Here is a 22,162-nt window from a genome sequence, read left to right as displayed (position 1 = left end):
GCTTACATCCGGAACACGCCGAACGCCGGACGATCGGCGATCGGGGCTTCGAGGCAGGCTTCCAGCGCCAGGCCGACGACGTCGCGGGTCTGCACCGGATCGATCACGCCATCGTCCCACAGGCGGGCGGTGGCGTAATAGGGATTGCCTTCATCCTCGTATTTCTGGCGGATGGGCGCCTTGAAAGCTTCGGCCTCCTCGGCGCTCCAGGTGGCGGCGTCGCGGTGCACGGTGGCCAGCACGCTGGCCGCCTGTTCCCCGCCCATCACCGAAATGCGCGCATTGGGCCAGGTGAAAAGGAAACGCGGCGAATAGGCGCGCCCGCACATGCCATAATTGCCCGCACCGAAACTGCCGCCGATCAGCACGGTGACCTTGGGCACCTGGGCGGTCGCCACCGCCGTCACCAGCTTGGCGCCATGCTTGGCAATCCCTTCGGCCTCGTACTTGCCGCCGACCATGAAGCCCGAGATGTTCTGCAGGAACAGCAGGGGGATGCGGCGCTGGCAAGCCAGTTCGATGAAATGCGCCCCCTTTTGCGCGCTCTGCGAAAACAGCACGCCGTTGTTGGCCAGGATCGCCACGGGCATTCCGTGGATATGGGCAAAGCCGCAGACCAGCGTGGTCCCGAACAACGCCTTGAATTCGTGAAATGCACTGCCATCGACGATCCGTGCGATCACGTCGCGCACGTCATAGGGCGCGCGCACATCCTGCGGGATGATACTGTAGAGGTCCTGCGGATCGTAAAGCGGCGGGCGGCTTTCGCGCCGGGCGATACCGGCGCTGCCGGGCGCGCCCAGGTGCGAGACGATGTCGCGCACGATCGACAGCGCATGCGCGTCGTTTTCCGCCAGATGATCGACCACGCCCGACTGGCGGGCGTGCAGGTCGCCGCCGCCCAGGTCTTCAGCGCTGATCTTCTCGCCGATCGCCGCTTTGACCAGGGGCGGGCCAGCCAGGAAGATCGTGCCCTGCTGCCTGACGATGACCGTCTCATCGCTCATCGCCGGAACATAGGCGCCGCCGGCCGTGCACGATCCCATGACGGCGGCGATCTGGGCAATGCCCGCCGCGCTCATCCGCGCCTGGTTGAAGAAGAACCGGCCGAAGTGATCGCGATCGGGAAAGACCTCGGCCTGGTTGGGCAGGTTGGCCCCGCCCGAATCCACCAGGTAGACGCAGGGCAGGTGGTTTTCCTGGGCGATCTCCTGCGCGCGCAGGTGCTTTTTGACCGTCATCGGGAAATAGGTGCCGCCTTTGACGGTGGCATCGTTGGCAAAGACCATGCATTGCCGCCCCGATATGCGGCCGATCCCGGTGATGATCCCCGCGCCCGGCACTTCATCGCCGTAAAGCCCGGTGGCCGCCAGTTGCCCGATTTCCAGGAACGGCGAGGCGGGATCGAGCAGCCGTTCCACCCGCTCGCGCGGCAAAAGCTTGCCCCGCGCGGTATGGCGGGCGCGGGCGCGTTCGTCTCCGCCCAGCGCCGCCCCGGCCACGCGGGCGCGCAGTTCCGCGGCCAGAGCGCGATTGTGCGCGGCGCGCGCCTGCGCTTCCGCGCTGGCAAGATCCGCCACGGGGGGCAGAACCGGCGCGCTCATTCCTTGATGCCGATCAGTTCGCGGCCGATCAGCATGCGGCGGATTTCGTTGGTGCCCGCGCCGATATCGAGCAGCTTGGCATCGCGCAGATATCTTTCCACCGGCCAGTCCCGGGTATAGCCGGCGCCGCCCAAAGCCTGGATCGCTTCACCCGCCACGCGGAACGCGCTTTCGCTGGCCAGCAGGATTGCCCCGGCGGCGTCGAACCGCGTGGTCTGCCCGGCATCGCACGCGCGCGCCACGGTATAGACATAGGCACGCGCCGATTGCAGCGCCACATACATGTCGGCCACCTTGGCCTGCATAAGCTGGAATGCGCCGATGGGTTTGCCGAACTGCCGGCGTTCGCGCACATAGGGGATGACGGTATCGAGGCAGGCCTGCATGATCCCGATCTGCATCCCGGCCAGCACCACGCGCTCGTAATCGAGACCGCTCATCAGCACGCGCACCCCGCCGTTGACGGGACCCATCACGTTTTCGGCCGGCACGAAGCAATCGTCGAACACCAGCTCGGCCGTCGGGCTGCCGCGCAGGCCCATCTTGTCGATCTGCTGCCCGATCGAAAAGCCGGGCATGCCGCGCTCGATGAGGAAGGCCGTGATGCCTTTGGGGCCGGCCTCGGGCGCGGTCTTGGCATAGACCACCAGGGTATCGGCATAAGTGCCGTTGGTGATCCAGAACTTCGTGCCGTTGAGACGCCACCCGCCTTCGACCGCGTCGGCGCGCAGCTTCATCGCCACCACGTCGGACCCGGCGCCCGCTTCCGACATCGCCAGGCTGCCCACATGTTCGCCCGAAACCAGCCGGGGAAGATATTTCGCCTTCTGGTCGGCATTGCCCCAGCGATGGATCTGGTTGACGCACAAGTTGGAATGCGCGCCATAGGACAGGCCGACCGCGCCCGAGGCGCGACTGACTTCCTCCACCGCGATGACATGGTGAAGATAGCCCAGCCCCAGCCCGCCCCACTCTTCCGCCACGGTCACGCCATGCAGGCCAAGCGCGCCCATCGGCACCCAGAGTTCGCGCGGGAAGCGGTCTTGCGCATCGATCGCCGCGGCAAGCGGAGCAATCTGCTCGTCGGCAAAGCGGCCGGCGGCCTCGCGGATCATCAGCGCGTTTTCGTCAAAGCCGAAATCGAGATCGGGTGTAGCGCGCATGGGGCGGTCTCCTCTTCCTGGGAGCCAGGATAACCCGTCGCCGCTTCTTGCGGAAATTGATTTTCACAGCATCGTTCCATAGATATTTCCGATGCTAAAGCGAAACCATCTGCGCCAGTTTCTGGCCATCGTCGAAACCGGCAGCGTGACGGCCGCAGCGCGGCGGTTGAACCTGAGCCAGCCGACGCTTTCGGCCGGCCTTGCCGAGCTGGAGCGGCTGATGGGGGCGCCGTTGCTGTCGCGCGATCGCAAGCAGATCCGGCTGACGGCGGCGGGCACCCGCCTTCTGGCCCATGCCCGCGCGATAGAGCGGGAGTTCCGCCTGGCCGAGGCCCCGACCCGGGACCTGGCGCCCGCGCCGGCGCCGTTGCGGCTCGGCACCATTCCCTCGTTGCCCGGCCATGTCCTGGTGCGCCTGGCGCGCGACATGCAGAGCGTGCGGCCGCTGGTGCTGGTGGAAGGCAGCGATGCCGATCTGCGCCGCCGCCTGGGCGAAGGGCAACTCGATGCGATTCTCACTCTGCTGCACGGTCAGCCGGGCGAGGGGGCAGTGATCGAGGAACGCTATATGATGCTGCTGCCCCGCGATCATGCCCTCGCCGCGCGTACCGTGCTCGACGCGCTCGATCTGGCCGGCGACGTGATGGTGGCGCGCCGCAGCTGCGAGATCCTGGCCGAGACCAGCCGTTTCTTCACCGCCCAGGGCGTGCGCCCCCATTTCCTGCTGCGCAGCACCAACGAGGAACGGTGCCTGGCCATGGTGCGCGCAGGGCTGGCGGTCACCACCGGGCCGGTTTGCCTTGCCGGCCAGGGCGTGGTGCCCGTGCCGCTGGCCGGCTATGATTTCCGGCGCCGGATCGGCCTTATCGGCGGCGGCCGGGCGCTGGATCCGGCACTGATGGAAAGCTGGGCGCGGCTGGCAGAGGAATGGCCGACCGGATTTTGAACCGGCGCCGGCGTGCGAAGCCGGCCATATACTGAAAAATCCGCAAGGGGGGATACCCGCTGGCCGCGTGGCGCGATAAGAGCATGCGCGCGCGGGAGCGGGACTCCGTTCGCACGGCTTGCTTTGGGCGGGGTCAGAGAATGCACATTTCTTCGCGGCGTCTGGTAATGGTGGGCCTGGCCGGCACGGTGGCCCTGGCGCTGCAGGGCTGCGGGCCGGCGCTGTTTCATCCCAATGCCGCGCGCCGCGCGATGCAGAACAGGGCAGCCACCCGCTCGGCCGTGCCTGCGCCCCTAGCCACGCCGGCCGCCGGCGTACCCGCCGCGCCGCCGCCCCAGGCACCGGCACAGGCTCCGGTTCAAGCTCCGGCCGTCGCGCCGCAACCGGCACCGCCGCCCCCTGCCCTGCCTGCGGCAGAGCCGACCCCACTGCCGCCTGCCCTGCCTGCGGCAGAGCCGGCCCCACTGCCCCCTGCCCCGCCGCCGCCTGCACCGCCCGAACCCACGCCCTTGCCGATACCACCCGCGCCTGTCGCGGTTGCGGCCGCGCCCCCGCCACCGGCCGCTGTCGTGCCGGAACCGCCTGCACCGCCACCTGCACCGCCATCCGCACCGCCGCCAGCCGTGGTTGCGCCGCGCCCTGCCCCGCCGGCGCAGGCCGCTGCACCGGCCCCACTGGCGGCGCCGGCAGCCGGTCTCTCCACGGTCATGGTCACGCTTTCCCCCCCGGCGGGCTGCGCGGAATGCGAGACGGTCAAGCTTTCGGTTTCGCCTGCGGGCGATGTCCTGATCGAGCGCAGCAGTTGGGACGCCAGCCACCGCCGCTGGCGCTATCACCGCAACACCGCCAAGGTCCGGCCGGAACAGGCGGCCGCCTTTGTCGCGGCCGTGGCGGGCGACCGCCCCATCGGGGCCAAGGTGGTGTCGGGCGATACGGCCTGCGCGACCGGCGGTGCCGAACCGGGTGGCGGCGTGGCGCTGCGCTGGATCGATGGCGGGCGCGACGATCGGCTGACCGTCAGCTTTTCCTGCTCCGTCCTTGCCGGCAGCGCGTGGGACCGGCACGTGCGGGAGGCAGCCGCGCTGCTCGGCCTGAAGCGCAAGGTGTTCTAGTTGGCTTCGGGCTGGGCGGGCGTGCCTTACCGGCCCAGCCTGCCACCCGAAGAGACGCGCTTTTCCGGCGCGTCGATCACTGTCACGCCCGGGCTTCGCGCCTGCGCCAGAGCCGCTATGCCGTCTCGGTCGACAGCCCTGGAAAACAGATAGCCCTGGCCCGCTTGGCAGCCCATTCGCGCCAGCTTGCGGGCCTGGGCCTCGTCCTCGATCCCTTCGGCCACCACCTGGATGCCCAGCTTGGTGGCAATATCGATCACCCCGGCAACGATGATCTGGCTGGGCCGGTGCGTCACGATGCGATTGACGAAAGACTTGTCGATCTTGATGATATCGACCGGCACGGAAATAAGGTGAGTGAGCGAGGCAAAACCGGTGCCGAAATCATCCAGGGCCACTTTCAGCCCCTTGGCCTGCAACGACGCCACCGAGCGGCGGATCACGCCGGCCTCGTCGTCGATATAGACCGCCTCGGTCACTTCGAGCACGATCTTGTCCAACGGCACGCCCCGTTCTTCGAAAGCGGCGGCGATGGCGCTGGAAAAGCCGGCATTGTGCAGATCGGCCGAGCTGACGTTGATGGCCACGCGGCCGAACCGCACGCCCGCATCCAGCCAGGCGCGGGCATCGCTTGCCACCTGCCGGATCATCTCGCGGGTCAAGGCGCTGGCGGTCTGGGGGTCGCTGGTGGCTTCGTGGAAATCCTTGGCCGGCAGCATGCGCTGGTCCATGCGGATACGGCACAAGGCTTCGAGCCCGCAGATCGTGCCGCTTTTCAGTTCGACGATCGGCTGGTAATGGGCGACCAGGCGGCCATCGCGCAGCGCGGCGTCGAGTTCGCGCACGGCGGTGATCCGCCGGGTGATGCGCGTGCCGATGCCCGGCCAATAGCGGATGAACCCGCCCCGGGCCACGTCCTTGGCATGATAGAGCGCGAAATCGGCATTTTGCTGCACCCGTTCGGGTGTGCAGTCGCCGGCCGAAAAGATGGCAAGCCCGATCGTGGCGGCCGGGCGCAGCAACTGGCCCGAAACGGCCACCGGCGGGTGCAGCGCCTCGAGCATCCGTTCGGCCAGCGCTTCGACCGCGCGGAGGTTTGCGGTGTCGACGATCAGCGCGGCAAATTCGTCGCCGCCGATGCGGAACAGGCCATCGGGCCTTACCGCCCCGGCCAGCCGCTGGCCGACCTGGATCAGCAAAGTATCCCCGGCCTGGTGGCCATACGTATCGTTGATGGCCTTGAATCCGTCGAGATCGATCAGGAACAGGGCCCAGTTGCCCGGCGCGCCGCAATCGAGACGGGCCAGTGCGGTGTTGAACGCGGCGCGGTTGGGCAGGCCGGTCAGGGCATCGGTATTGGCCCGCCGGTCGCGTTCCTCGATGCGGCGTTCGCGCTCGAGCGCGATGGCGCAGAGCGACGTGCAGCGGTCCGCCAGTTTCTGTTCGAGGGCCGTCGGGCCTCGCGCTTCTCGATAATACAGGGCGAAGACGCCCACCGGCTTGTCGTGCGAACCCATGATCGGGCGGGACCAGCACGCCCTGAAACCCAGCGACAGTGCGATGTCGCGGCAGGATGCCCAAGCCGGATCGGTGGCGATGTCGGCCGAGAGCACATCGATGCCCAGTGCGGCGGCCGTGCCGCAGGTGCCCACGCCCGGCCCGATGGGTATACCGTCGATCGCGGCATGCAGCGTCGGCGAGATGCCCGGCGCGGCCAGCGGGCGCAGCCGTCCGCCGGCATCGACCGTCACGACCGAGCAGACCACCTCGGGCGCCTGGCGTTCCAATTCCAGGCACAGGCGGGTGATCGTGGCATCCAGCGGCGCGCCACGGGCAATCATTTCGAGAATGATGCTTTGAAGTTCACCCATCATATAACAGCCTGCTGTTTTTGCATCGGAAACGACAATGCCGGCCGGTTGATTAAGGTTTTGTTATCTGCGTTCATTCGGGGTTCCCGCAGATCGCCGTTTGCATAGCTGTTCTTCAGGCCGGACGGTGCTCTGTCGCCGCGTATTTCACGCTGCATGTCATCGCGTGCGGGTCACCTTGGCCAGGAACGGGGGTTGATCCGGGTTGAACCCGCGCGCCAGCGACAGCGTGTTGACCATGCGGTAGAAGCTCGCGATGCACAGCAACGGGGCCAGCGCTTCGTCGGCCGCAAGCGCGGGCAGCATGGTAACGTCTGCATCGGCCGGCATGGCTTCGGGCGTGGCGGTGGCAAGGAACACCCGCGCGCCGCGCCGGGCAAAATCGGTGCAGACCTGGCGCACATCGGCCCCGGCCGCGCCGCCGATGTCGAAACCAAGCACGGGAAACCCGTCGCGCACGATCGCCATGGGGCCGTGGCGCACCTCGGCCGAGCTGAACGCCTCGCCATGCAGCCCGCTGGTTTCCTTGAGCTTGAGCGCGGCTTCCTGCGCGATCGACAGGCCATAGCCGCGGCTGATCAGGAACAGGTTGGTGGCATCGCGCAGGCCGTCGCGTGCGGCTTGCCAATCGAGCGCAAAGCTTGCGTCCAGCGCGGCGGGCAGCGCCGGCAAGGCGGCCGCCAGGCCCGGGTCTCCGCGCCACGCGCACGCCAGCGCGGCAATGCCGGCCAGCGACGCAATGAACGATTTGGTGGCGGCAACCGAAATCTCCGGTCCCGCGCAGAGCGGCAGCGTCTCGTCAGCCAGTCCCGCCAGCGGCGAATCGGCGACATTGACCAGCGCCACGACCAGCGCCCCAGCCGCGCGATAGCGCTCCACGGTGGCAAGCATGTCGGGGCTGCGGCCCGATTGCGAAATGGCGATGCACAGGGGCGGCGCGCACCGGCGCATCGTAAAGCGAAAAGGTGGAAAACGCGGCCGAGGCGGTGGGAATGCCCAGCATGGTTTCGATCATGTACTTGGCATAGGTCGCCGCGTGATCCGATGATCCCCGCGCGCAGGTCAGCACCAGCGGCGGCGGATCGTGGCGCAGCCGCGCGCCCAGCGCGGCCAGCGGCCCGGCGTTGGCGGCCAGAAAGCGCGCGACCGTCCGGCCGGCGTCGGCCGCCTAGCGGTGCATCCAGGTGCCCGTGTCACCAGCGCCCGGTTCCAGAGGACTTGCAGGCATGATCGACCAGGCCTTCCACGCTGGAGCCGCTGGTTTGGCCGGCCGCCGGATCGATCGACCGCCTCGCGCCGGGCAGGACGGGTTGGTTGTACATCCCGGATGTGCCAGTGCAAGATGGCCAAAGCGGGCCGCGCAGGCCAGGCGACGGCGATCCTGCCGAGGACGAAAGGCATTTTCACGATGATCGTTCCCGCGATTGATGCGTCCGCGCCGGTTCCCCCCACCCGCCCGCGCCGCTGGTATGGCCATCTCTACGTCCAGGTGCTGACGGCGATCATCGCGGGCATCGTACTGGGGCATTTCCACCCCGCCGCGGGCGAGGCACTCAAGCCGGTGGGCGACATCTTCATCAAGCTGGTCAAGATGGTGATCGCGCCGGTCATTTTCCTGACGATCGCGACGGGCATTGCCGGCATGCGCGATCTGGCCGCGGTGGGGCGCGTCGCGGCCAAGGCCTTTGCCTATTTCCTGTTCTTTTCCACGCTCGCGCTTATCGTGGGCCTGGTGGTGGCCAATGTCATGCGCCCTGGCGCCGGGCTCGACATCGACCCCTCGACGCTCGATCCCGGCAAAGTGTCCGGCTATGCCGCCAAGGCGCATGAGAGCACGATCACCGGCTTTCTGGCGGCGACGATCCCCGACACCTTCCTCGCTGCGCTGACCCAGGACAACATTCTTCAGGTGCTGGTGGTGGCGGTACTGTTCGGCATTGCCCTTGCCGGGGCGGGCGAGCGGGGCAAGCCGGTTCTCGATCTGCTGGAGGCCGGTTCGGCGGTATTCTTCAGGCTGGTGGCAATCGTCATGAAAGCCGCGCCGATCGGGGCCTTTGGCGCCATGGCCTTCACCATCGGCAGATACGGCGTGGCAAGCCTTGCCAACCTGGCGCAACTGGTCGCCGCGTTCTACATCACCGCGCTGCTGTTCGTGCTGGTGGTGCTGGGCCTCGTCGCGCGCCTGGCGGGGTTTTCCATCCTGCGCCTGATCGCCTATCTGCGCGACGAGCTTCTGCTGGTCCTGGGCACGTCGTCGTCCGAAAGCGCGCTGCCCGCCCTGATCGAAAAGATGGAGCGTGCCGGCTGTTCCAAGACCGTGGTGGGCCTCGTGGTGCCGACGGGCTACAGTTTCAATCTCGATGGCACCAACATCTACATGACGCTGGCGGCGCTGTTCATCGCCCAGGCCTGCAACGTGGAACTTACGCTGGGGCAGCAGATTCTGCTCCTGGGCGTGGCCATGCTTTCGTCCAAAGGCGCCGCCGGGGTGACCGGCGCGGGGTTCATCACGCTGGCGGCGACCCTTTCGATCGTCCCGTCCGTGCCGGTGGCGGGCATGGCGCTGATCCTGGGGATCGACCGCTTCATGTCCGAATGCCGCAGCCTTACCAATTTCATTGGCAATGCCGTGGCAACGATCGTGGTTTCGCGCTGGGAAAACGCGCTTGACCAGACTCGCCTGGACGCCGCACTCGGTCGGGCGAAGACCGCGACGACTTGACGGCGCTGAGGCCGGCCGGGGCGGGGCCAGAACCGGGGGCCATAGTGGGGGGTCAGGGCGCCTTGCAACTCTTGCCTCTTTCCCTATAGGCGCCAGTGCCTCTTTATTCGTGCGTTTTCCGCGCGTTCTTTGTCCGCCAACCGCCGATACGATCAAACGGAATCGAGTCCAGCCCATGATCCCTGCTTTCAACGCCCGGCCTTGCCCATGGCATCGCTCATGGTAGGGCCGCGCCGCCGGGGCATGGCGTCGGTCAATGCCGAAATCGGCGACGGCATCGTTCCGGCAGCAAGCGCGCTGGCGCCGGCACGCGATCCCGGCGGGCCGGCGGCGTCGGGCGCGAATTACCGGGTGATCGCGCTGATCGTGGCTTCGGCGCTGTTCATGGAATTCGTCGATGCCACAGTGCTCGCCACGGCATTGCCCACCATGGCGCGCGATTTCGGCGTGCGCCCGGCGGAAATGAGCGTCGCCCTGACGTCTTATCTCCTTGCGCTCGCCGTGTTCATTCCCGCTTCGGGCCTGCTTGCCGACAGGTTCGGCTCACGCACCGTGTTCGGCGCGGCAATCGGCCTGTTCACCGCAGGCAGCCTCGCCTGCGGGCAGGCACCCAGCCTGGAATTCATGGTGCTGGCGCGTTTCGTCCAGGGCCTGGGCGGGGCAATGATGATTCCGGTGGGGCGCCTCGTCCTGCTGCGCAGCGTGGCCAAGCAGGATATGGTCAGCGCGATGTCGTGGCTGCTGGTGCCGGCGCTCGTGGGGCCGGTGGTGGGGCCGCCGCTGGGCGGTTTCATCGTGACCTATCTGGACTGGCGCTGGATCTTCTACATCAATCTGCCGATGGGGCTTCTGGGGCTGTGGCTGGTAAGCCGTTTCATCGCCGATTTCCGCGAAGAGACGTCGGCCGGGTTCGACTGGAAGGGTTTTGCCCTGAGCGGAACATCGCTTGGCTGCCTGCTGTTCGGCTTCGAGATGGCCAGTCGCCCGAGACAGGGCGCGCTGGCGGCAGGCCTGCTGATCACGGGCACGCTGGCCGGCATTCTTTACGTGCGCCACGCGCGCGGGCGGCCGGGCGCGATCCTCGACCTGTCGTTGATGCACGACCACACTTTTCGCCTGTCGGTGATCGCCGGGTCGCTCACCCGGATCACGCAAGGGGCGCAGCCGTTCCTGCTGCCGCTGATGATGCAGGTGGGTTTCGGCTTTTCGGCAGCGCACAGCGGGATGATCACGGTCGCCACGGCTGTCGGCTCGCTGGCGATGAAAGGCGCCGCGCCGCGCGTGCTGCGCCGGCTGGGATTTCGCCGGACGCTGGTGTGGAACGGCGTCATCGCCGCAGCAGGCTATGCCCTTTGCGGCCTGTTCGCGCCAGGCTGGCCGGTCTGGGCCATGTTCATGGTGCTGGTGCTCTCGGGCTTTTTCATGTCGTTGCAGTTCACCGCCTACAACACCATCGCCTATGACGGCATCGCCGCGTCGCAGATGAGCAGCGCCACCGCGTTCTATGCCACGTTCCAGCAGCTGATGCTTTCGCTGGGCATCTGTTTTGCGGCATTGGCCTTGCATCTGGCCATGCTGGCGCGGGGTCATGAACGGCCGCTGCTCGATGATTTTGCAGCAGCCTTCTGGGCCGTGACCGCCATTTCGTTTTCGGCCACGATCTGGAACCTGCGCTTTGCCCGCGATGCCGGCGCGGAAATCAGCGGTCATGTAGACCGTACCGGGCAATAGCGGGTGATCCCGCGCGCGGCAGCGTGGCTTCCGCCGCAAGGCGCGGTCATGCCCGCGCTTTACGAAACGGCCTGCATCGCGCCTGCAAAGGGATACAAGCTGTTCTGCGATCAACACAACGAGACGGCCGAAGTCGTGCTGAAATCTGCCACTTGGGACGGGCTTTGCCCGCCATTAACAAATCGCCGAATTGTGCTGCGTCGTTTATTGTATACAATAGCGGCATGATGCGATCACATCGATAAAAAGGCGATCCGATGAGCAGGGAACAGGCAGATCTGGCCGCGAGTTACACCGGCGCGTTCGACGGGCATCTGCCGTTCGGAGAGCGGCCGGCCGTGCTGCTGATCGATCTGGTCGAAGCCTATCTTCAGCCGGGCTCGCCGCTCTATGCCGGGATCGAAGCCGCGCTGGCCAGCGCCGTGCGCGTGACGGCAGCGGCGCGATCGGCCGGTTTGCCGGTCATTTTCACCAATGTGGAATATCAGCCGGGCGGCGCTGACGGGGGCGTGTTCTATCGCAAGGTGCCCGCGCTCAAAGTGTTCGAAAAGGGTTCTCCGCTCGGCGCCTTTCCGGCGATACTGGCCCCGCGGGACGGCGACGTGGTGATTACCAAGCGCTATGCCTCGGGCTTTTTCGCCACGCACCTTGCCGCCACGCTGACGTCCATGGCGGTGGATACGGTGTTGATCTGCGGCACTTCGACATCCGGATGCGTTCGCGCGACGGCGCTCGATGCCTGCCAGCACGGCTTTCTGCCATTCGTGGTGGCCGATGCCTGTGGCGACCGGCATGCCGCGCCGCACGAAGCCAATCTGTTCGACCTTCAGGCAAAATATGCCGAAGTGGTGAGCGAGGCACAGGCACTGGCCCTGCTGGCAAAGGTCGAACCCACGCCGCCGGCCCTCTGAGAGCCGCCATATTGGCGGCGCAAAAGCCTGACTTGTCGATCGCAAGTGTCTGTCTATAACCTGAACTAGGGGCAATATCATCGCAACCTGGGGGGTGGCCGTGATCGGATCGTCACATCTGTTGTACAGCCAGTTTGACCGACAACTTTTCGACCGGCGTTTCTTTGCCGTCATGACGGTCTGTCTGGCTGCGCTCTTTGCAGCCGGGTTCGGCCCATCCTACCTCCACAGCGTCGGAACGCCGCAGGGTCTGCCGATCTGGGTGCATCTGCATGGCGCGGCGATGGCGGCATGGGTCATCCTGTTCGTGATCCAGGCCGCATTGGTCCGCAGCGGCGCACGGCAATTGCATCGAAGCCTCGGGGCCCTGTCCGTGGCGCTTGTCATGGTGATGGTGCCCCTGGGCAGCGCCACCAACATTCTTGCCATTCGTCGCGGGGCGACGCCGCCCTTCTTCACGCCGGCAGAGATGTTTGCGGTGGACCAGCTCGACCTGCTGCTGTTCGCCGGGCTCTATGCCTGGGCGCTCGTCCTGCGGCGCAAGCCGGCCTGGCACAAGCGGCTGCTGCTTTGCGCCACGGTGCTGCTGACTTATCCGGCCATTGCCCGCCTGGGGTTCGTCAGGCAGTTCGGCATGGACATGATCGTGCCGATCTCGATCGGCCTCATGCTGGCCTTGGCGCTTATCGGCCCGGTGCACGATCTCATGCGATATCGCCGTGTCCACCCGGCTTTCGTGTGGGGGGTGGCCATCATCTTTCTGGCCCAGCCCGCGCACGCCCTGCTGGCGGCAAGCGCGCCGGTTCAGGCCTTCGTCGCCAGCCTGGGCACCCCCGGCGCCGGCTGACCCGCGCCGGCTGACCCCGCGCCGTCTTGCGTCACGCCGCCGCAACATCGGCTTGCTAGCCAAACCCCTTCACAAGGGGTGGCCATGCATTGCCTGGTGGTGGAAGACGATCCGGTGATTGCCGCCCACGTGCTCGACGGACTGCGCGCGGCAGGGCGGACGGCCGATCATGCCGCCAGCGGACACGCGGCGCTCGAATGGCTCGGGCGTGGACAATACGATGCCGTGGTGCTCGATCGCATGCTGCCCGATCTGGGCGGGCTCGACGTGCTGGCCGCCATCCGCCGCCGTGGCGATGCGCGGCCGCCCGTTCTGGTGCTGAGCGCGCTGGGTTCGCTGGCCGACCGGATCGAGGGGCTGGAAGCGGGCGGTGACGATTATCTCGCCAAGCCCTTCGCGATCGAGGAACTGCTGGCCCGGCTCAACGCCATCACCCGGCGCCGCGCCGCGCCCGCCGAAGGGGCGAGGCTTGCCGTGGGGCGCCTGGTACTCGATCCCTCGCGCCACAGCGCGGACTTTGCCGGCCGGCAGGCCCTGCTGAACCGCAAGCTCTATTCGCTGCTGGCGCACATGATGCGCCATGCCGACCGGGTGGTGACGCGCGACATGCTGCTCGAGCATGTCTGGGGCTATGCCTTTGCCCCCACCACCAATATCGTCGAAAGCAACATGAGCCGGCTGCGCACCCGGCTGCTGGAACTGGGCATCGATCCCATCGAAACCCAGCGCGGGCACGGCTATGTGCTGCGCGGCGCGTTCTGCGCATGAACGCGCGCGTGCCGTCCCCGCTCGCGGTGGGGCGGCTGGCGATCCAGTTCGGCGTGCTTTTCGCCCTGGCCATGGCGGCCATGGGCCTGGTGGTCTTCCTCGTGGCGGAACAGCGCATTTCCCACCGGATCGACGCCGCGCTGGAATATCACAGCGGCAAGTACCTGGCGCCGGAAAACGGGCAGCCGGCGACAAGTGCCGTGGTGGCGGCGCGGATCGACGCCTGGCTGCAGCAAAAGGCGTTGAGCGAGCGCGCCTATATCCTGTTTGCCCGCGATGGACGGCTGATTGCCGGGCGCCTGCGCATTCCGCCGCCGCCGCCGGGGTTTTCGCCGGTGCGCTATGTCAGCCGGGCGCATGTGGTGCACCGGGGGCGGGCGCTTGCCACGCGGATGGCCGATGGCGCGCTGTTCGTGGTGGTGCAGCACAGCGAGGCATCGGAAAGCCTCCAGGCGATCCTGCCGGGCGTGGTGCTGGCGATCTTTGCCTCGGCGCTGATGGCCGGGCTGGCGGCAACCATGCTGTTTGCCCGGCAGACGGCGCTGCGCCTTGCCGAAACGCAAGCGGCAGCCGATGCCATCGCACGTGGCGATTTGTCTCGCCGCATCGCCACCGACAGGCTGGACGGCATGTTTGCCCAGCAGGCCGCCAGCCTCAACCGCATGCTGGACCGGATGGAGGCACTGGTCACCGCGCAACGGCAGTTTTCCAGCGCGCTGGCCCACGATCTGCGCACGCCGCTTGCCCGGCTGCGCGGTCTGCTCGCCTCGGCCGCGCCCGGCACGCAGGGCGACGCCCTGATCGAACGGGCAGAACGGGAATGCGCGTCGGTGATTGCCATATTCGATGCCCTGCTGCGCCTGGCAGAGCTGGAATCGGGCCGGCATCCCACGGCCGTGGCGCCGCTGGACCTGGGCACGCTGGTGGCTGACGTTGCCGAAACGATGGAACCCGTGCTGGCCGATCGTGGCGGCGCGCTGCGCCTGGGCCAGATGGACGATGCCGTGGTGCGGGCCGATGCGGGCCTGGTGAACCAGCTGCTGGTCAATCTGTTGGAAAACGTTGCCACGCACACCCCGCCGGGCACTGTCGCTACGTTGCGGGTGGAGCGCACGGGCCAGGGCGCCGTGGTGATTCTGGCCGATGACGGGCCGGGCCTGGCACAGGCCGATCGCGGCCGTGTGGTGCGCCCGTTCGAGCGCGGACCCGAAACCGCCGGGCGGCGCGGCAGCGGCCTGGGCCTGTCGATCGCCCAGGCCATCGTGCGCTTTCACGGAGGCACGCTGGCGCTTGCCGACAACGCGCCGGGCCTGGAAGTGCGGATGACGTTTCCCGCCTGAAACATTCTCAATTTGCAATGTTGCTGCAAACGGCCGTCCCTGGCGCGGCTTGTCGCACAAATGTCATCGCGCGTGCCTAGCCCGGCTGCAGGCGCGGCGGGGATGCTGCCGCGCGTCCTGGGGATTTTCACGCGATGCTGTTCCATCGGTCTGCGGCCGCGCTTGCGGCCGCCTGTCTGGTTGCGCCCGCCGTTCACGCGGCAACGTCGCCCGATTCTGCGCCGCGCTGGCTTTCGCCCGATACCTATGCGCCCGAGCGGGCCTTTGCCCCGCCCCCGGCCCCCGGCTCGCTGGAAGAGCGGCTCGATCTCGATCGCCTGCGCGCGCTGATCGCCGCAACGCCGGCCGCGCGCCGTGTCCGGGCCGAATGGGACGGCAAGCATGAAGAGCCGGCGATTTTCAATCAGGCGCTGGGCAAGGATCTGGACAAGCTGCCGCATACCCTGGCGCTCGTCACGGTGGTACAGGACGAAGTGGGCCGCGTGGTTGCGGCGGCCAAGGCCCATTTCCGCCGCGCCCGCCCGTTCATGATCGATCCCGCGTTGCCGCACTGCGGCAAGGGCGAGGCAGTGCGCAAGGCCTATCCCAGCGGGCACGCCGCCTTTGCCTGGTCGGTCGCCTGGACACTGGCGCAGCTTGCCCCCGATCGCGCACCCGCATTGATGGCCAAGGCGCAGGACTATGGCCTCAGCCGCCAGATCTGCGGCGTGCATTTCGCCACGGATATCGAGGCCAGCCACGGCATGGCCACCGCCGCGGCCCAGGCACTGCTGGGCGACTCGCGCCTGGCGCCCATGGTGGCCGCTGCCCGCGCCGAATGGACCGCTGGCCAGAGCCTGGCCGCCGCCAAGCCCATTTCCTGACCCGACGAGGAACGATCATGACCAAGCACTCCCTTCGCGCCGCCCTGCTGGCCGCGTCCAGCCTGCTGGCCACCGCCGCTCACGCTGCCGATAGTGCCGCCCCGGCCGAACCGGCCGCCGCCGGCGTGCAGACCTCGACCGCCGATCACACCGGCCAGGCCAACGATGCGCAATCGCTGACCTCGTCCGACATCATCGTCACCGGCAGCCACGCCGCGCGGGTCGCGCCGATCGCCGCCTCGCTCACCACCACGCAGCCGCAATCGGTGGTCGCCCGCGATTTCATCGACACGGCCAATGCCGCGTCCGATTTCTATCAGCTCGTCGCGCTTACCCCCAGCGTGAGCATTTCGGGCAACAACAACGGCATCGGCCTGACGGAAAGCAAGATCACCATCCGCGGTTTTCAGGATGGCGATTTCAACGTCACGTACGATTCCATTCCCTTTGCCGATACCAACAACCCCACGCACCATTCCACCGCCTTCTTTCCCGCCACCACGATCGAAACCGTGGTGGTCGATCGCGGGCCGGGCAATGCCAGCCAGCTTGGCCAGGCGACGTTCGGCGGCAACGTCAACATGTATTCGCGCGCCGTCAGCGATATCATGGGCGGCCAGGTCCAGGGGCTGCTGGGCAACTGGAACACGTTCATCGGGCGCGCCGAATTCCAGAGCGGGCGGATCGACAAGCTGGGCGGCGCCAAGTTCGTGCTGAACGGACAGTTCCTGCGTTCCGATGGCGCCCTGACGTTCTCGCCGGTCAATTCCAAGAACCTGTTCGGCAAGGCGGTGATCCCGATCGGCAGTGCTCATACGCTGACTCTGATGAGCACGTGGAATCGCAACTTCTATTACCAGTCGGATACGCAGAAAGGCGCCACCTGCGGCACCGGCGGCACCGCGCTGCCCGCCGGCACGCAACTGACGGCCGACAACTGCACGCCGACGTCGCAGATCGGGCAATACGGCCTCAACTATGGCCTGGGCAACGATCCCACCAGGCAGGATTACTGGAAGTACAACCGCACCGACAAGACTACCGATTTTTCCTATATCCGCCTGCAGAGCAAGCTGGCGCCGGGCCTGTCGATGGACAATCGCGCCTATATGTATGGCTATACCAACAACACACTGTCCGGGAACACCGGCACCGTGGTCACCGGCTTTACCGGCGCAGGCACGGCTGCGTCTCCATACAAGGCGGTTACCGCGCCGAACAATATGCTCGGTTACTCCAAGCTCAACAAGTATCGGGTGCTGGGCTATATCGGTCAGCTCAACTACGATTTTTCGCTGGGCAGGATCCGCGTCGGCGGGTGGTACGAATATGCCGATACCGACCGTGCACGGTTCAATCTCGACCGCACCACGGGCCTGCCATCCTACAACGAGAAATTCGCGGCGGTGACGGCTACCGCCACGCAGCCGGGCATCGACGTGGCCAACATCAACTACCTGCAATACTCCAAGTGGCACCAGTACCAGTTCTTTGCCGAATTCGAGTTTCGCCCGGTCGCCGGCCTGGCGATCACGCCGGGCGTGAAGTATGTGGATTTCAACCGTTCGATCAGCGGGCCGGTCAACCAGAAGAGCCGCACCCCGATCGATACCAAGGCGACCTGGACCAAGACCCTGCCCTTTGCCACGATCAACTGGCAGGCCAGGGACAACTGGTCGTTCTATGGCCAGTATGCGCAGGGCATCTACGTGCCCGATCTTTCCAGCTTCTACACTGCTACCGGCACGCCCAACCAGCAGGCGGTACAACAGCAGATCCTTTCCGAGTTGCAACCGCAGACGTCCACCAACTATCAAGTGGGCACGGTGTGGCATGGCGATCATGTCTCGGTCGACGTCGATGGCTATATCATCGACGTCAACAACAAGATCGCGGCCGATACCTCTGCCACCGCGCCGGCCAACGCTCTCGTCAATATCGGCCAGGTGCGGTACAAAGGCGTGGAAGGACAGGTCAGCGTCATGCCGGTCCGTGGGCTGACGGTCTTCGCCAACGGTTCCTACAACTATGCCCGTTCCGTCACGACCGACGCGCAGATCGCCAACGCGCCGTTCTCCACGGCGGCGGTCGGCCTGTTCTACAACCACCAGGGCACGCGGATCTCGTTCAACCAGAAGTTCACCGGCCCGCAATACGCAACAGAAGCCACCGCCGGCGCCACCGGCCCGCGCAGCTACCGGATCGCACCCTACAGCGTGGGCGAATTCGGCATCAGCCAGGTCATCGCCGAACGGTTCCGCATCGGCGCCACCGTTTCCAACGTGTTCAACAACCGCGCGATCACCGCGATCGCCAACGGCAGTAGCTATGGCGTGAACGACCAGTTCCAGTTCCTGGCGCCGCGCTCGTTCATGCTGGATGCGCGGGTGGTGTTCTGAAGCAGAGTGACATTGCATGATCATCGCTTTCCCCGCCCCCCGGCGGGATGCCGCCGGTGCCGGCCGAGTTGCCCGTGCGCGCCCAGGCGCGCGGTGTCGCCAGGCAGCGTGGGCAAGTTCCGCATTTTCAAAGCCAGACCGCTTCAAAGCGCGATAGCAGGTCGTCCCAAGAAAAGATTGTTAGGGGGCTGCACCATCGGGTCTTAACCCTTGCTGCAAACGGCAGAGGGACAAAGCGCGTGTTGGACGTACCCAATTTTCCGGATGCCGGCCTGCCGAATGCGCTCGATGCCTATTGGATGCCGTTCACGCCCAACCGGCGCTTCAAGGCAAACCCGCGTTTCCTGGCCCGTGCCGAGGGCATGTTCTACTATACGCCCGGCGGCGAACGGGTGCTGGATGCCACCGCGGGGCTGTGGTGTTCCAATGCCGGGCATTGCCGCGAACCGATCACGCGCGCCATCCAGCAGGCAGCCGCAACGCTCGACTTCGCGCCCTCGTTCAACATGGCGCACCCGGCCGCGTTCGATTTCGCCGGGCGGCTGGTCGATATCCTGCCTGACGGGATCGACCACGTGTTCTTCTGCAACTCCGGGTCGGAAGCGGTCGATACCGCGCTCAAGGCCGCGCTGGCCTATCACCGCGCGCGCGGGCAGGGCACGCGCACCCGCCTGATCGGGCGCGAGCGTGCCTACCACGGCGTCGGCTTCGGCGGCATTTCGGTTGGCGGCATCGTGGGCAACCGCAAGCAGTTCGGCGCCATGCTGGCAGGGGTCGATCATCTGCCCCACACGCACGATCCGGCGCGCAACGCATTTTCGCGCGGGGCGCCGGCCCATGGCGAGGAACTGGCCGACGCACTGGAGCGGCTGGTCCAATTGCACGATGCTTCGACGATCGCGGCCGTTATCGTCGAGCCGGTGGCAGGATCGACCGGCGTGCTGATCCCGCCGGCGGGCTATCTCGCCCGCTTGCGCCGCATTTGCGACGCGCACGGCATCCTGCTGATATTCGATGAAGTGATCACCGGGTTCGGGCGGCTGGGCGCGGCTTTCGCGGCGCAGCGTTTCGGCGTCACGCCCGATATCATCACGATGGCCAAGGGCCTGACCAACGCGGCGGTGCCGATGGGCGCGGTCGGCGTATCGGCCAAGGTCCACGATACGATCACCAATGCTGCCGAGGGGCTGATCGAGTTCGCCCACGGCTATACCTATTCCGCCCACCCCCTGGCCGTGGCTGCGGGCATGGCCGCGCTGTCGCTCTATCGCGACGAGGGACTGTTCGAACGGGCCGCGGCGCTGGCCCCGGTGTGGGAAGCGGCGCTGCACGGGCTGCGCGGCGCCCGCCATGTCGTCGACATCCGCAATCTCGGGCTCGTCGCCGGGATCGAACTGGCGCCCAGGCCGGGGCAGCCTGGCGAACGCGGGCAGGACATTTTCCACGCGGCGTTCGATTCCGGGCTGCTGATCCGGGTGACGGGCGACATCATCGCGCTGTCGCCGCCGCTGATCATTACCGAAGCACAAATCGGCGAAATCGCCGAACGGCTGGCCACGCTGCTGAACACGCTGGGCTGACCACGCTGGATTGACCGCGAAAACGCGGCATCGGGAGAAGGACCGAAGGGTCTGAACAGTGAAGGGACCAAGATGAAAAACAAGGCACTACTTCTTGCCGGCTCGATCCTGATGGCGACCCCGGGCATGGCATCGGCACAGACGGTCGACGATGCGGCAGCGGCAAATGCGCCTGGCGACATCGTCGTGACGGCGCAGCGACGCCAGGAATCGGCGCAGAACGTGCCGATCGCCCTGTCGGTGATCGGCGGCGACGAACTCGCCAGGCGCGGGGTCAGCAACGTCAACGACCTGCAATTCCAGACGCCCAGCCTCGAAGTGGTGCCGGCCTTCGGCGGCGGGCAGCCACAATTCCGGCTGCGCGGCGTCGGTTTCGAGGACTATGCGACCAACAACACCCCGACTGTAGGCGTCTACGTAGACGAGGTTGCCTATCCCGTGCCGGCGATGACCCAGGGCGCGCTGTTTGACGTCGACCGGGTCGAAGTGCTGCGCGGGCCGCAGGGCACGTTGTACGGCCGCAACACGACAGGGGGCGCAATCAATTTCATCACCCGCCGCCCGACGGACACGTTCTCTGCCGGGGTCAACGCGGAATATGGCCGGTTCGACCTGCTGCGAGTCGAAGGTTTCGTGTCGGGTCCGGTCAGCGACACGCTGAAAGTGCGCGTATCCGGCATTACCGAGCAGGGCGGCGGCTTTCAGCGCAATCGCGCTACCAACGAACGGCTGGGGGATGCAGATCGGCTGTTCGGGCGGGCGGTTTTCGAATGGACCCCGTCGGCGGCCGTCAAGATCACGCTCAACGGGCATGGCGGCTATGACCATTCCGAGCAAACCGGACTTTACCTGTTCCGCCCGTTTCAGACGCGCGGCTATGGCACCGGCACGCCCGGCCCGGTCATTCCGGCGGACAGCGATCCGAGCCTGACCGGCTGGGGCTTCTCGCCAAGCTTCACCGCGATGACGGGGTTCGCGGCCAACTCCAAGCCGCGTCGCGATAACGGAAGCTATGGCGGCAGTCTGACCGGCGTTTTCGACCTGTCGCCAACGGTCGCGCTGACGACGATCACCGCCTATGATTACTTGAAGCGGCGCGAGCTCGCGGATTGGGACGCATCGGCAAGCAACGAATCCAACGTGTTCTGGGGCAGCGACGTCGACGTCTTTTCGCAGGAAGTCCGCCTCGGCTCGACCGGCAAGCGTGCGCTTAACTGGGTTGCCGGGGCCTATTACTCGAATCAGACGCTCGATGAAAAGTTCCTGACGGACTTTACCGACAGCCTCGGCTTCATCACGGATACCTCCTACCGTCAAAAGGCGGAATCGATCAGCGGCTTTGGCCAGGTCGATCTGGCGCTGTCAGACACGTTCGGCGTCGTCGCGGGCGTTCGTTACGAACATGAGACGCGCAAACTGCTCGATTTCGCGACCAAGATCGGTGGCGCGCCCTTTTTCCCCGATGGCAACCGCAACGCGACGCTGGACGAGGTGACGGGCAAGCTGGGCGTCGAATATCGCCCGCGCGATATGCTGCTGTTCTATGCCAGTGCCAGCCGCGGCGTGAAATCGGGGGGATTCACCGTCTACAACTCTCCCAATGCCGACCAGATCGACGCGTTCAAGCCCGAAGTCCTTTATGCATACGAAGTGGGTTTCAAAGCCGGCTTTGCAAAGGCGGTGCAGTTCAACGGCGCCCTGTTCTATTACGACTACCGGGATCAGCAAGTGCTGGGCACGACCGTCAACCCGAACACCGGGCTGATCGGCCGCATCGTCAATGCCGCGAAGTCTGAAATCTATGGCGGCGAGCTCGAGATCGTCGTCGTGCCCACAACGCGTTTGCGGATCACGCAGTCGTTTGGGTACAAGTACGGCAAGTACAAGGATTTCCAGGATATCGATACGACCTCGTTGCGCCAGGTAAACGGCGTGTACGTGGCCGACACGATCGATAAATCGGGGCAGCGCATCCCGATCGCACAGTGGAGCTACCAGGGAGCTGTCAGCTATACCTTGCCGCTGGGCAGCGATTACGGCCTCGAGGCCCAGGGCGACTACAACTTCCGCGACGAGTTGCCGTCGTTCCTCGGGCGGACCTATGACCTGAGCGAGCGATGGATCGCCAACGCCACGCTGACCCTGCGCCCCAATAACGGCAGATGGTCGGTCGGTGCCTATGGGCGCAACATCTTCAACACGCGCTATGACCTGACCCGCAACTATTTCCTGGGGAATGCGAGCATTGCTTCGCCGGGGCGGCCCGCAAGCTATGGCATCCGCCTGAGCTATTCGCTGCAATAAC

Annotated in this window: 19 protein-coding genes; 13 read left to right on the top strand and 6 right to left on the bottom strand. The window is 66.3% G+C overall.

Annotated features, from left to right (window positions below; genetic code table 11):
• Positions 1 to 2: 2 nt before the first annotated feature.
• Together AC3EDY_RS04060 and AC3EDY_RS04055 are read right to left on the bottom strand one after the other, a co-directional pair.
• Positions 3 to 1,604: a carboxyl transferase domain-containing protein gene (locus tag AC3EDY_RS04060; protein WP_488571185.1), complete on the bottom strand. Its 1,602-nt coding sequence runs from the start codon at positions 1,602 to 1,604 to the stop codon at positions 3 to 5.
• On the bottom strand, positions 1,601 to 2,767 hold the full coding sequence (locus tag AC3EDY_RS04055) for an isovaleryl-CoA dehydrogenase (RefSeq protein ID WP_488571184.1): 1,167 nt from the start codon (positions 2,765 to 2,767) through the stop codon (positions 1,601 to 1,603). The genes AC3EDY_RS04060 and AC3EDY_RS04055 overlap by 4 nt, the downstream gene beginning before the upstream one ends.
• 91 nt (positions 2,768 to 2,858) lie before the next feature.
• Between AC3EDY_RS04055 and AC3EDY_RS04050 the strand changes: the two genes are divergently transcribed.
• Together AC3EDY_RS04050 and AC3EDY_RS04045 are read left to right on the top strand one after the other, a co-directional pair.
• Positions 2,859 to 3,713, top strand: a complete 855-nt coding sequence (locus tag AC3EDY_RS04050) for a LysR family transcriptional regulator (RefSeq protein WP_488571183.1) — start codon at positions 2,859 to 2,861, stop codon at positions 3,711 to 3,713.
• A gap of 140 nt (positions 3,714 to 3,853) precedes the next feature.
• Positions 3,854 to 4,825 carry a hypothetical protein gene (locus AC3EDY_RS04045; protein WP_488571182.1) on the top strand — a complete coding sequence of 324 codons (972 nt, stop codon included), beginning with the start codon at positions 3,854 to 3,856 and terminating at the stop codon, positions 4,823 to 4,825.
• Between the two features lie 26 nt (positions 4,826 to 4,851).
• Here the strand turns inward: AC3EDY_RS04045 and AC3EDY_RS04040 are convergent, their stop codons facing one another.
• From AC3EDY_RS04040 to AC3EDY_RS04025, 4 genes are all read right to left on the bottom strand, one after another.
• A complete protein-coding gene (locus AC3EDY_RS04040) occupies positions 4,852 to 6,699 on the bottom strand; it encodes a bifunctional diguanylate cyclase/phosphodiesterase (protein WP_488571181.1) in 1,848 nt (615 codons plus the stop codon).
• Positions 6,696 to 6,854, bottom strand: coding sequence for a hypothetical protein (locus tag AC3EDY_RS04035; protein ID WP_488571180.1), 159 nt, complete (start codon positions 6,852 to 6,854; stop codon positions 6,696 to 6,698). The genes AC3EDY_RS04040 and AC3EDY_RS04035 overlap by 4 nt, the downstream gene beginning before the upstream one ends.
• A gap of 1 nt (position 6,855) precedes the next feature.
• The gene (locus AC3EDY_RS04030) at positions 6,856 to 7,647 is read right to left on the bottom strand and encodes an SIS domain-containing protein (RefSeq protein WP_488571179.1); all 792 of its coding nucleotides are present in this window, start codon (positions 7,645 to 7,647) and stop codon (positions 6,856 to 6,858) included.
• 242 nt (positions 7,648 to 7,889) lie between these two features.
• Positions 7,890 to 8,018 (bottom strand): hypothetical protein, encoded by a 129-nt coding sequence (locus AC3EDY_RS04025; protein ID WP_488571178.1) that lies wholly within the window; start codon positions 8,016 to 8,018, stop codon positions 7,890 to 7,892.
• A gap of 86 nt (positions 8,019 to 8,104) precedes the next feature.
• On the opposite strand from AC3EDY_RS04025, the gene AC3EDY_RS04020 reads away from it, so the two are divergent.
• The 11 genes from AC3EDY_RS04020 to AC3EDY_RS03970 all read left to right on the top strand — a co-directional run bounded on the left by AC3EDY_RS04020 (position 8,105) and on the right by AC3EDY_RS03970 (position 22,161).
• Positions 8,105 to 9,418, top strand: a complete 1,314-nt coding sequence (locus tag AC3EDY_RS04020; protein WP_488571177.1) for a dicarboxylate/amino acid:cation symporter — start codon at positions 8,105 to 8,107, stop codon at positions 9,416 to 9,418.
• A 207-nt stretch (positions 9,419 to 9,625) separates the two neighbouring features.
• Positions 9,626 to 11,149, top strand: coding sequence for an MFS transporter (locus AC3EDY_RS04015; RefSeq protein WP_488571176.1), 1,524 nt, complete (start codon positions 9,626 to 9,628; stop codon positions 11,147 to 11,149).
• 48 nt (positions 11,150 to 11,197) lie between these two features.
• Positions 11,198 to 11,377 (top strand): hypothetical protein, encoded by a 180-nt coding sequence (locus AC3EDY_RS04010; protein WP_488571175.1) that lies wholly within the window; start codon positions 11,198 to 11,200, stop codon positions 11,375 to 11,377.
• A gap of 29 nt (positions 11,378 to 11,406) precedes the next feature.
• Positions 11,407 to 12,060, top strand: coding sequence for an N-carbamoylsarcosine amidohydrolase (locus AC3EDY_RS04005; RefSeq protein WP_488571174.1), 654 nt, complete (start codon positions 11,407 to 11,409; stop codon positions 12,058 to 12,060).
• A 172-nt stretch (positions 12,061 to 12,232) separates the two neighbouring features.
• Complete coding sequence (locus AC3EDY_RS04000) at positions 12,233 to 12,907, top strand: hypothetical protein (RefSeq protein ID WP_488571173.1); 675 nt, start codon at positions 12,233 to 12,235, stop codon at positions 12,905 to 12,907.
• A gap of 84 nt (positions 12,908 to 12,991) precedes the next feature.
• Positions 12,992 to 13,675 carry a response regulator transcription factor gene (locus tag AC3EDY_RS03995; RefSeq protein ID WP_488571220.1) on the top strand — a complete coding sequence of 228 codons (684 nt, stop codon included), beginning with the start codon at positions 12,992 to 12,994 and terminating at the stop codon, positions 13,673 to 13,675.
• On the top strand, positions 13,672 to 15,015 hold the full coding sequence (locus AC3EDY_RS03990) for a HAMP domain-containing sensor histidine kinase (protein ID WP_488571172.1): 1,344 nt from the start codon (positions 13,672 to 13,674) through the stop codon (positions 15,013 to 15,015). Before AC3EDY_RS03995 ends, AC3EDY_RS03990 begins: the two co-directional genes overlap by 4 nt.
• A gap of 134 nt (positions 15,016 to 15,149) precedes the next feature.
• A complete protein-coding gene (locus AC3EDY_RS03985; protein ID WP_488571171.1) occupies positions 15,150 to 15,878 on the top strand; it encodes a phosphatase PAP2 family protein in 729 nt (242 codons plus the stop codon).
• A 17-nt stretch (positions 15,879 to 15,895) separates the two neighbouring features.
• Entirely contained in the window at positions 15,896 to 18,277 is a 2,382-nt protein-coding gene (locus AC3EDY_RS03980) for a TonB-dependent receptor (RefSeq protein ID WP_488571170.1), read from the top strand.
• A 239-nt stretch (positions 18,278 to 18,516) separates the two neighbouring features.
• Positions 18,517 to 19,857: an omega-aminotransferase AptA gene (aptA, locus tag AC3EDY_RS03975; protein ID WP_488571169.1), complete on the top strand. Its 1,341-nt coding sequence runs from the start codon at positions 18,517 to 18,519 to the stop codon at positions 19,855 to 19,857.
• Positions 19,858 to 19,929: 72 nt separating this feature from the next.
• Positions 19,930 to 22,161, top strand: coding sequence for a TonB-dependent receptor (locus tag AC3EDY_RS03970; protein ID WP_488571168.1), 2,232 nt, complete (start codon positions 19,930 to 19,932; stop codon positions 22,159 to 22,161).
• Position 22,162: the final 1 nt, after the last annotated feature.

This window comes from Novosphingobium sp. DS6-6 (assembly GCF_057784975.1).
Note: the sequence above shows the minus strand (reverse complement) of the source record. Positions and strands in the feature narration are given on the sequence as shown.

Bases quoted from the DNA above. Each gene is read 5' to 3' on its own strand.
- AC3EDY_RS04060 (WP_488571185.1), bottom strand. From the start codon at position 1,604: ATGAGCGCGCCGGTTCTGCCCCCCGTGGCGGATCTTGCCAGCGCGGAA.
- AC3EDY_RS04055 (WP_488571184.1), bottom strand. From the start codon at position 2,767: ATGCGCGCTACACCCGATCTCGATTTCGGCTTTGACGAAAACGCGCTG.
- AC3EDY_RS04050 (WP_488571183.1), top strand. From the start codon at position 2,859: ATGCTAAAGCGAAACCATCTGCGCCAGTTTCTGGCCATCGTCGAAACC.
- AC3EDY_RS04045 (WP_488571182.1), top strand. From the start codon at position 3,854: ATGCACATTTCTTCGCGGCGTCTGGTAATGGTGGGCCTGGCCGGCACG.
- AC3EDY_RS04040 (WP_488571181.1), bottom strand. From the start codon at position 6,699: ATGATGGGTGAACTTCAAAGCATCATTCTCGAAATGATTGCCCGTGGC.
- AC3EDY_RS04035 (WP_488571180.1), bottom strand. From the start codon at position 6,854: ATGCAGCGTGAAATACGCGGCGACAGAGCACCGTCCGGCCTGAAGAAC.
- AC3EDY_RS04030 (WP_488571179.1), bottom strand. From the start codon at position 7,647: ATGCGCCGGTGCGCGCCGCCCCTGTGCATCGCCATTTCGCAATCGGGC.
- AC3EDY_RS04025 (WP_488571178.1), bottom strand. From the start codon at position 8,018: ATGTACAACCAACCCGTCCTGCCCGGCGCGAGGCGGTCGATCGATCCG.
- AC3EDY_RS04020 (WP_488571177.1), top strand. From the start codon at position 8,105: ATGATCGTTCCCGCGATTGATGCGTCCGCGCCGGTTCCCCCCACCCGC.
- AC3EDY_RS04015 (WP_488571176.1), top strand. From the start codon at position 9,626: ATGGCATCGCTCATGGTAGGGCCGCGCCGCCGGGGCATGGCGTCGGTC.
- AC3EDY_RS04010 (WP_488571175.1), top strand. From the start codon at position 11,198: ATGCCCGCGCTTTACGAAACGGCCTGCATCGCGCCTGCAAAGGGATAC.
- AC3EDY_RS04005 (WP_488571174.1), top strand. From the start codon at position 11,407: ATGAGCAGGGAACAGGCAGATCTGGCCGCGAGTTACACCGGCGCGTTC.
- AC3EDY_RS04000 (WP_488571173.1), top strand. From the start codon at position 12,233: ATGACGGTCTGTCTGGCTGCGCTCTTTGCAGCCGGGTTCGGCCCATCC.
- AC3EDY_RS03995 (WP_488571220.1), top strand. From the start codon at position 12,992: ATGCATTGCCTGGTGGTGGAAGACGATCCGGTGATTGCCGCCCACGTG.
- AC3EDY_RS03990 (WP_488571172.1), top strand. From the start codon at position 13,672: ATGAACGCGCGCGTGCCGTCCCCGCTCGCGGTGGGGCGGCTGGCGATC.
- AC3EDY_RS03985 (WP_488571171.1), top strand. From the start codon at position 15,150: ATGCTGTTCCATCGGTCTGCGGCCGCGCTTGCGGCCGCCTGTCTGGTT.
- AC3EDY_RS03980 (WP_488571170.1), top strand. From the start codon at position 15,896: ATGACCAAGCACTCCCTTCGCGCCGCCCTGCTGGCCGCGTCCAGCCTG.
- AC3EDY_RS03970 (WP_488571168.1), top strand. From the start codon at position 19,930: ATGAAAAACAAGGCACTACTTCTTGCCGGCTCGATCCTGATGGCGACC.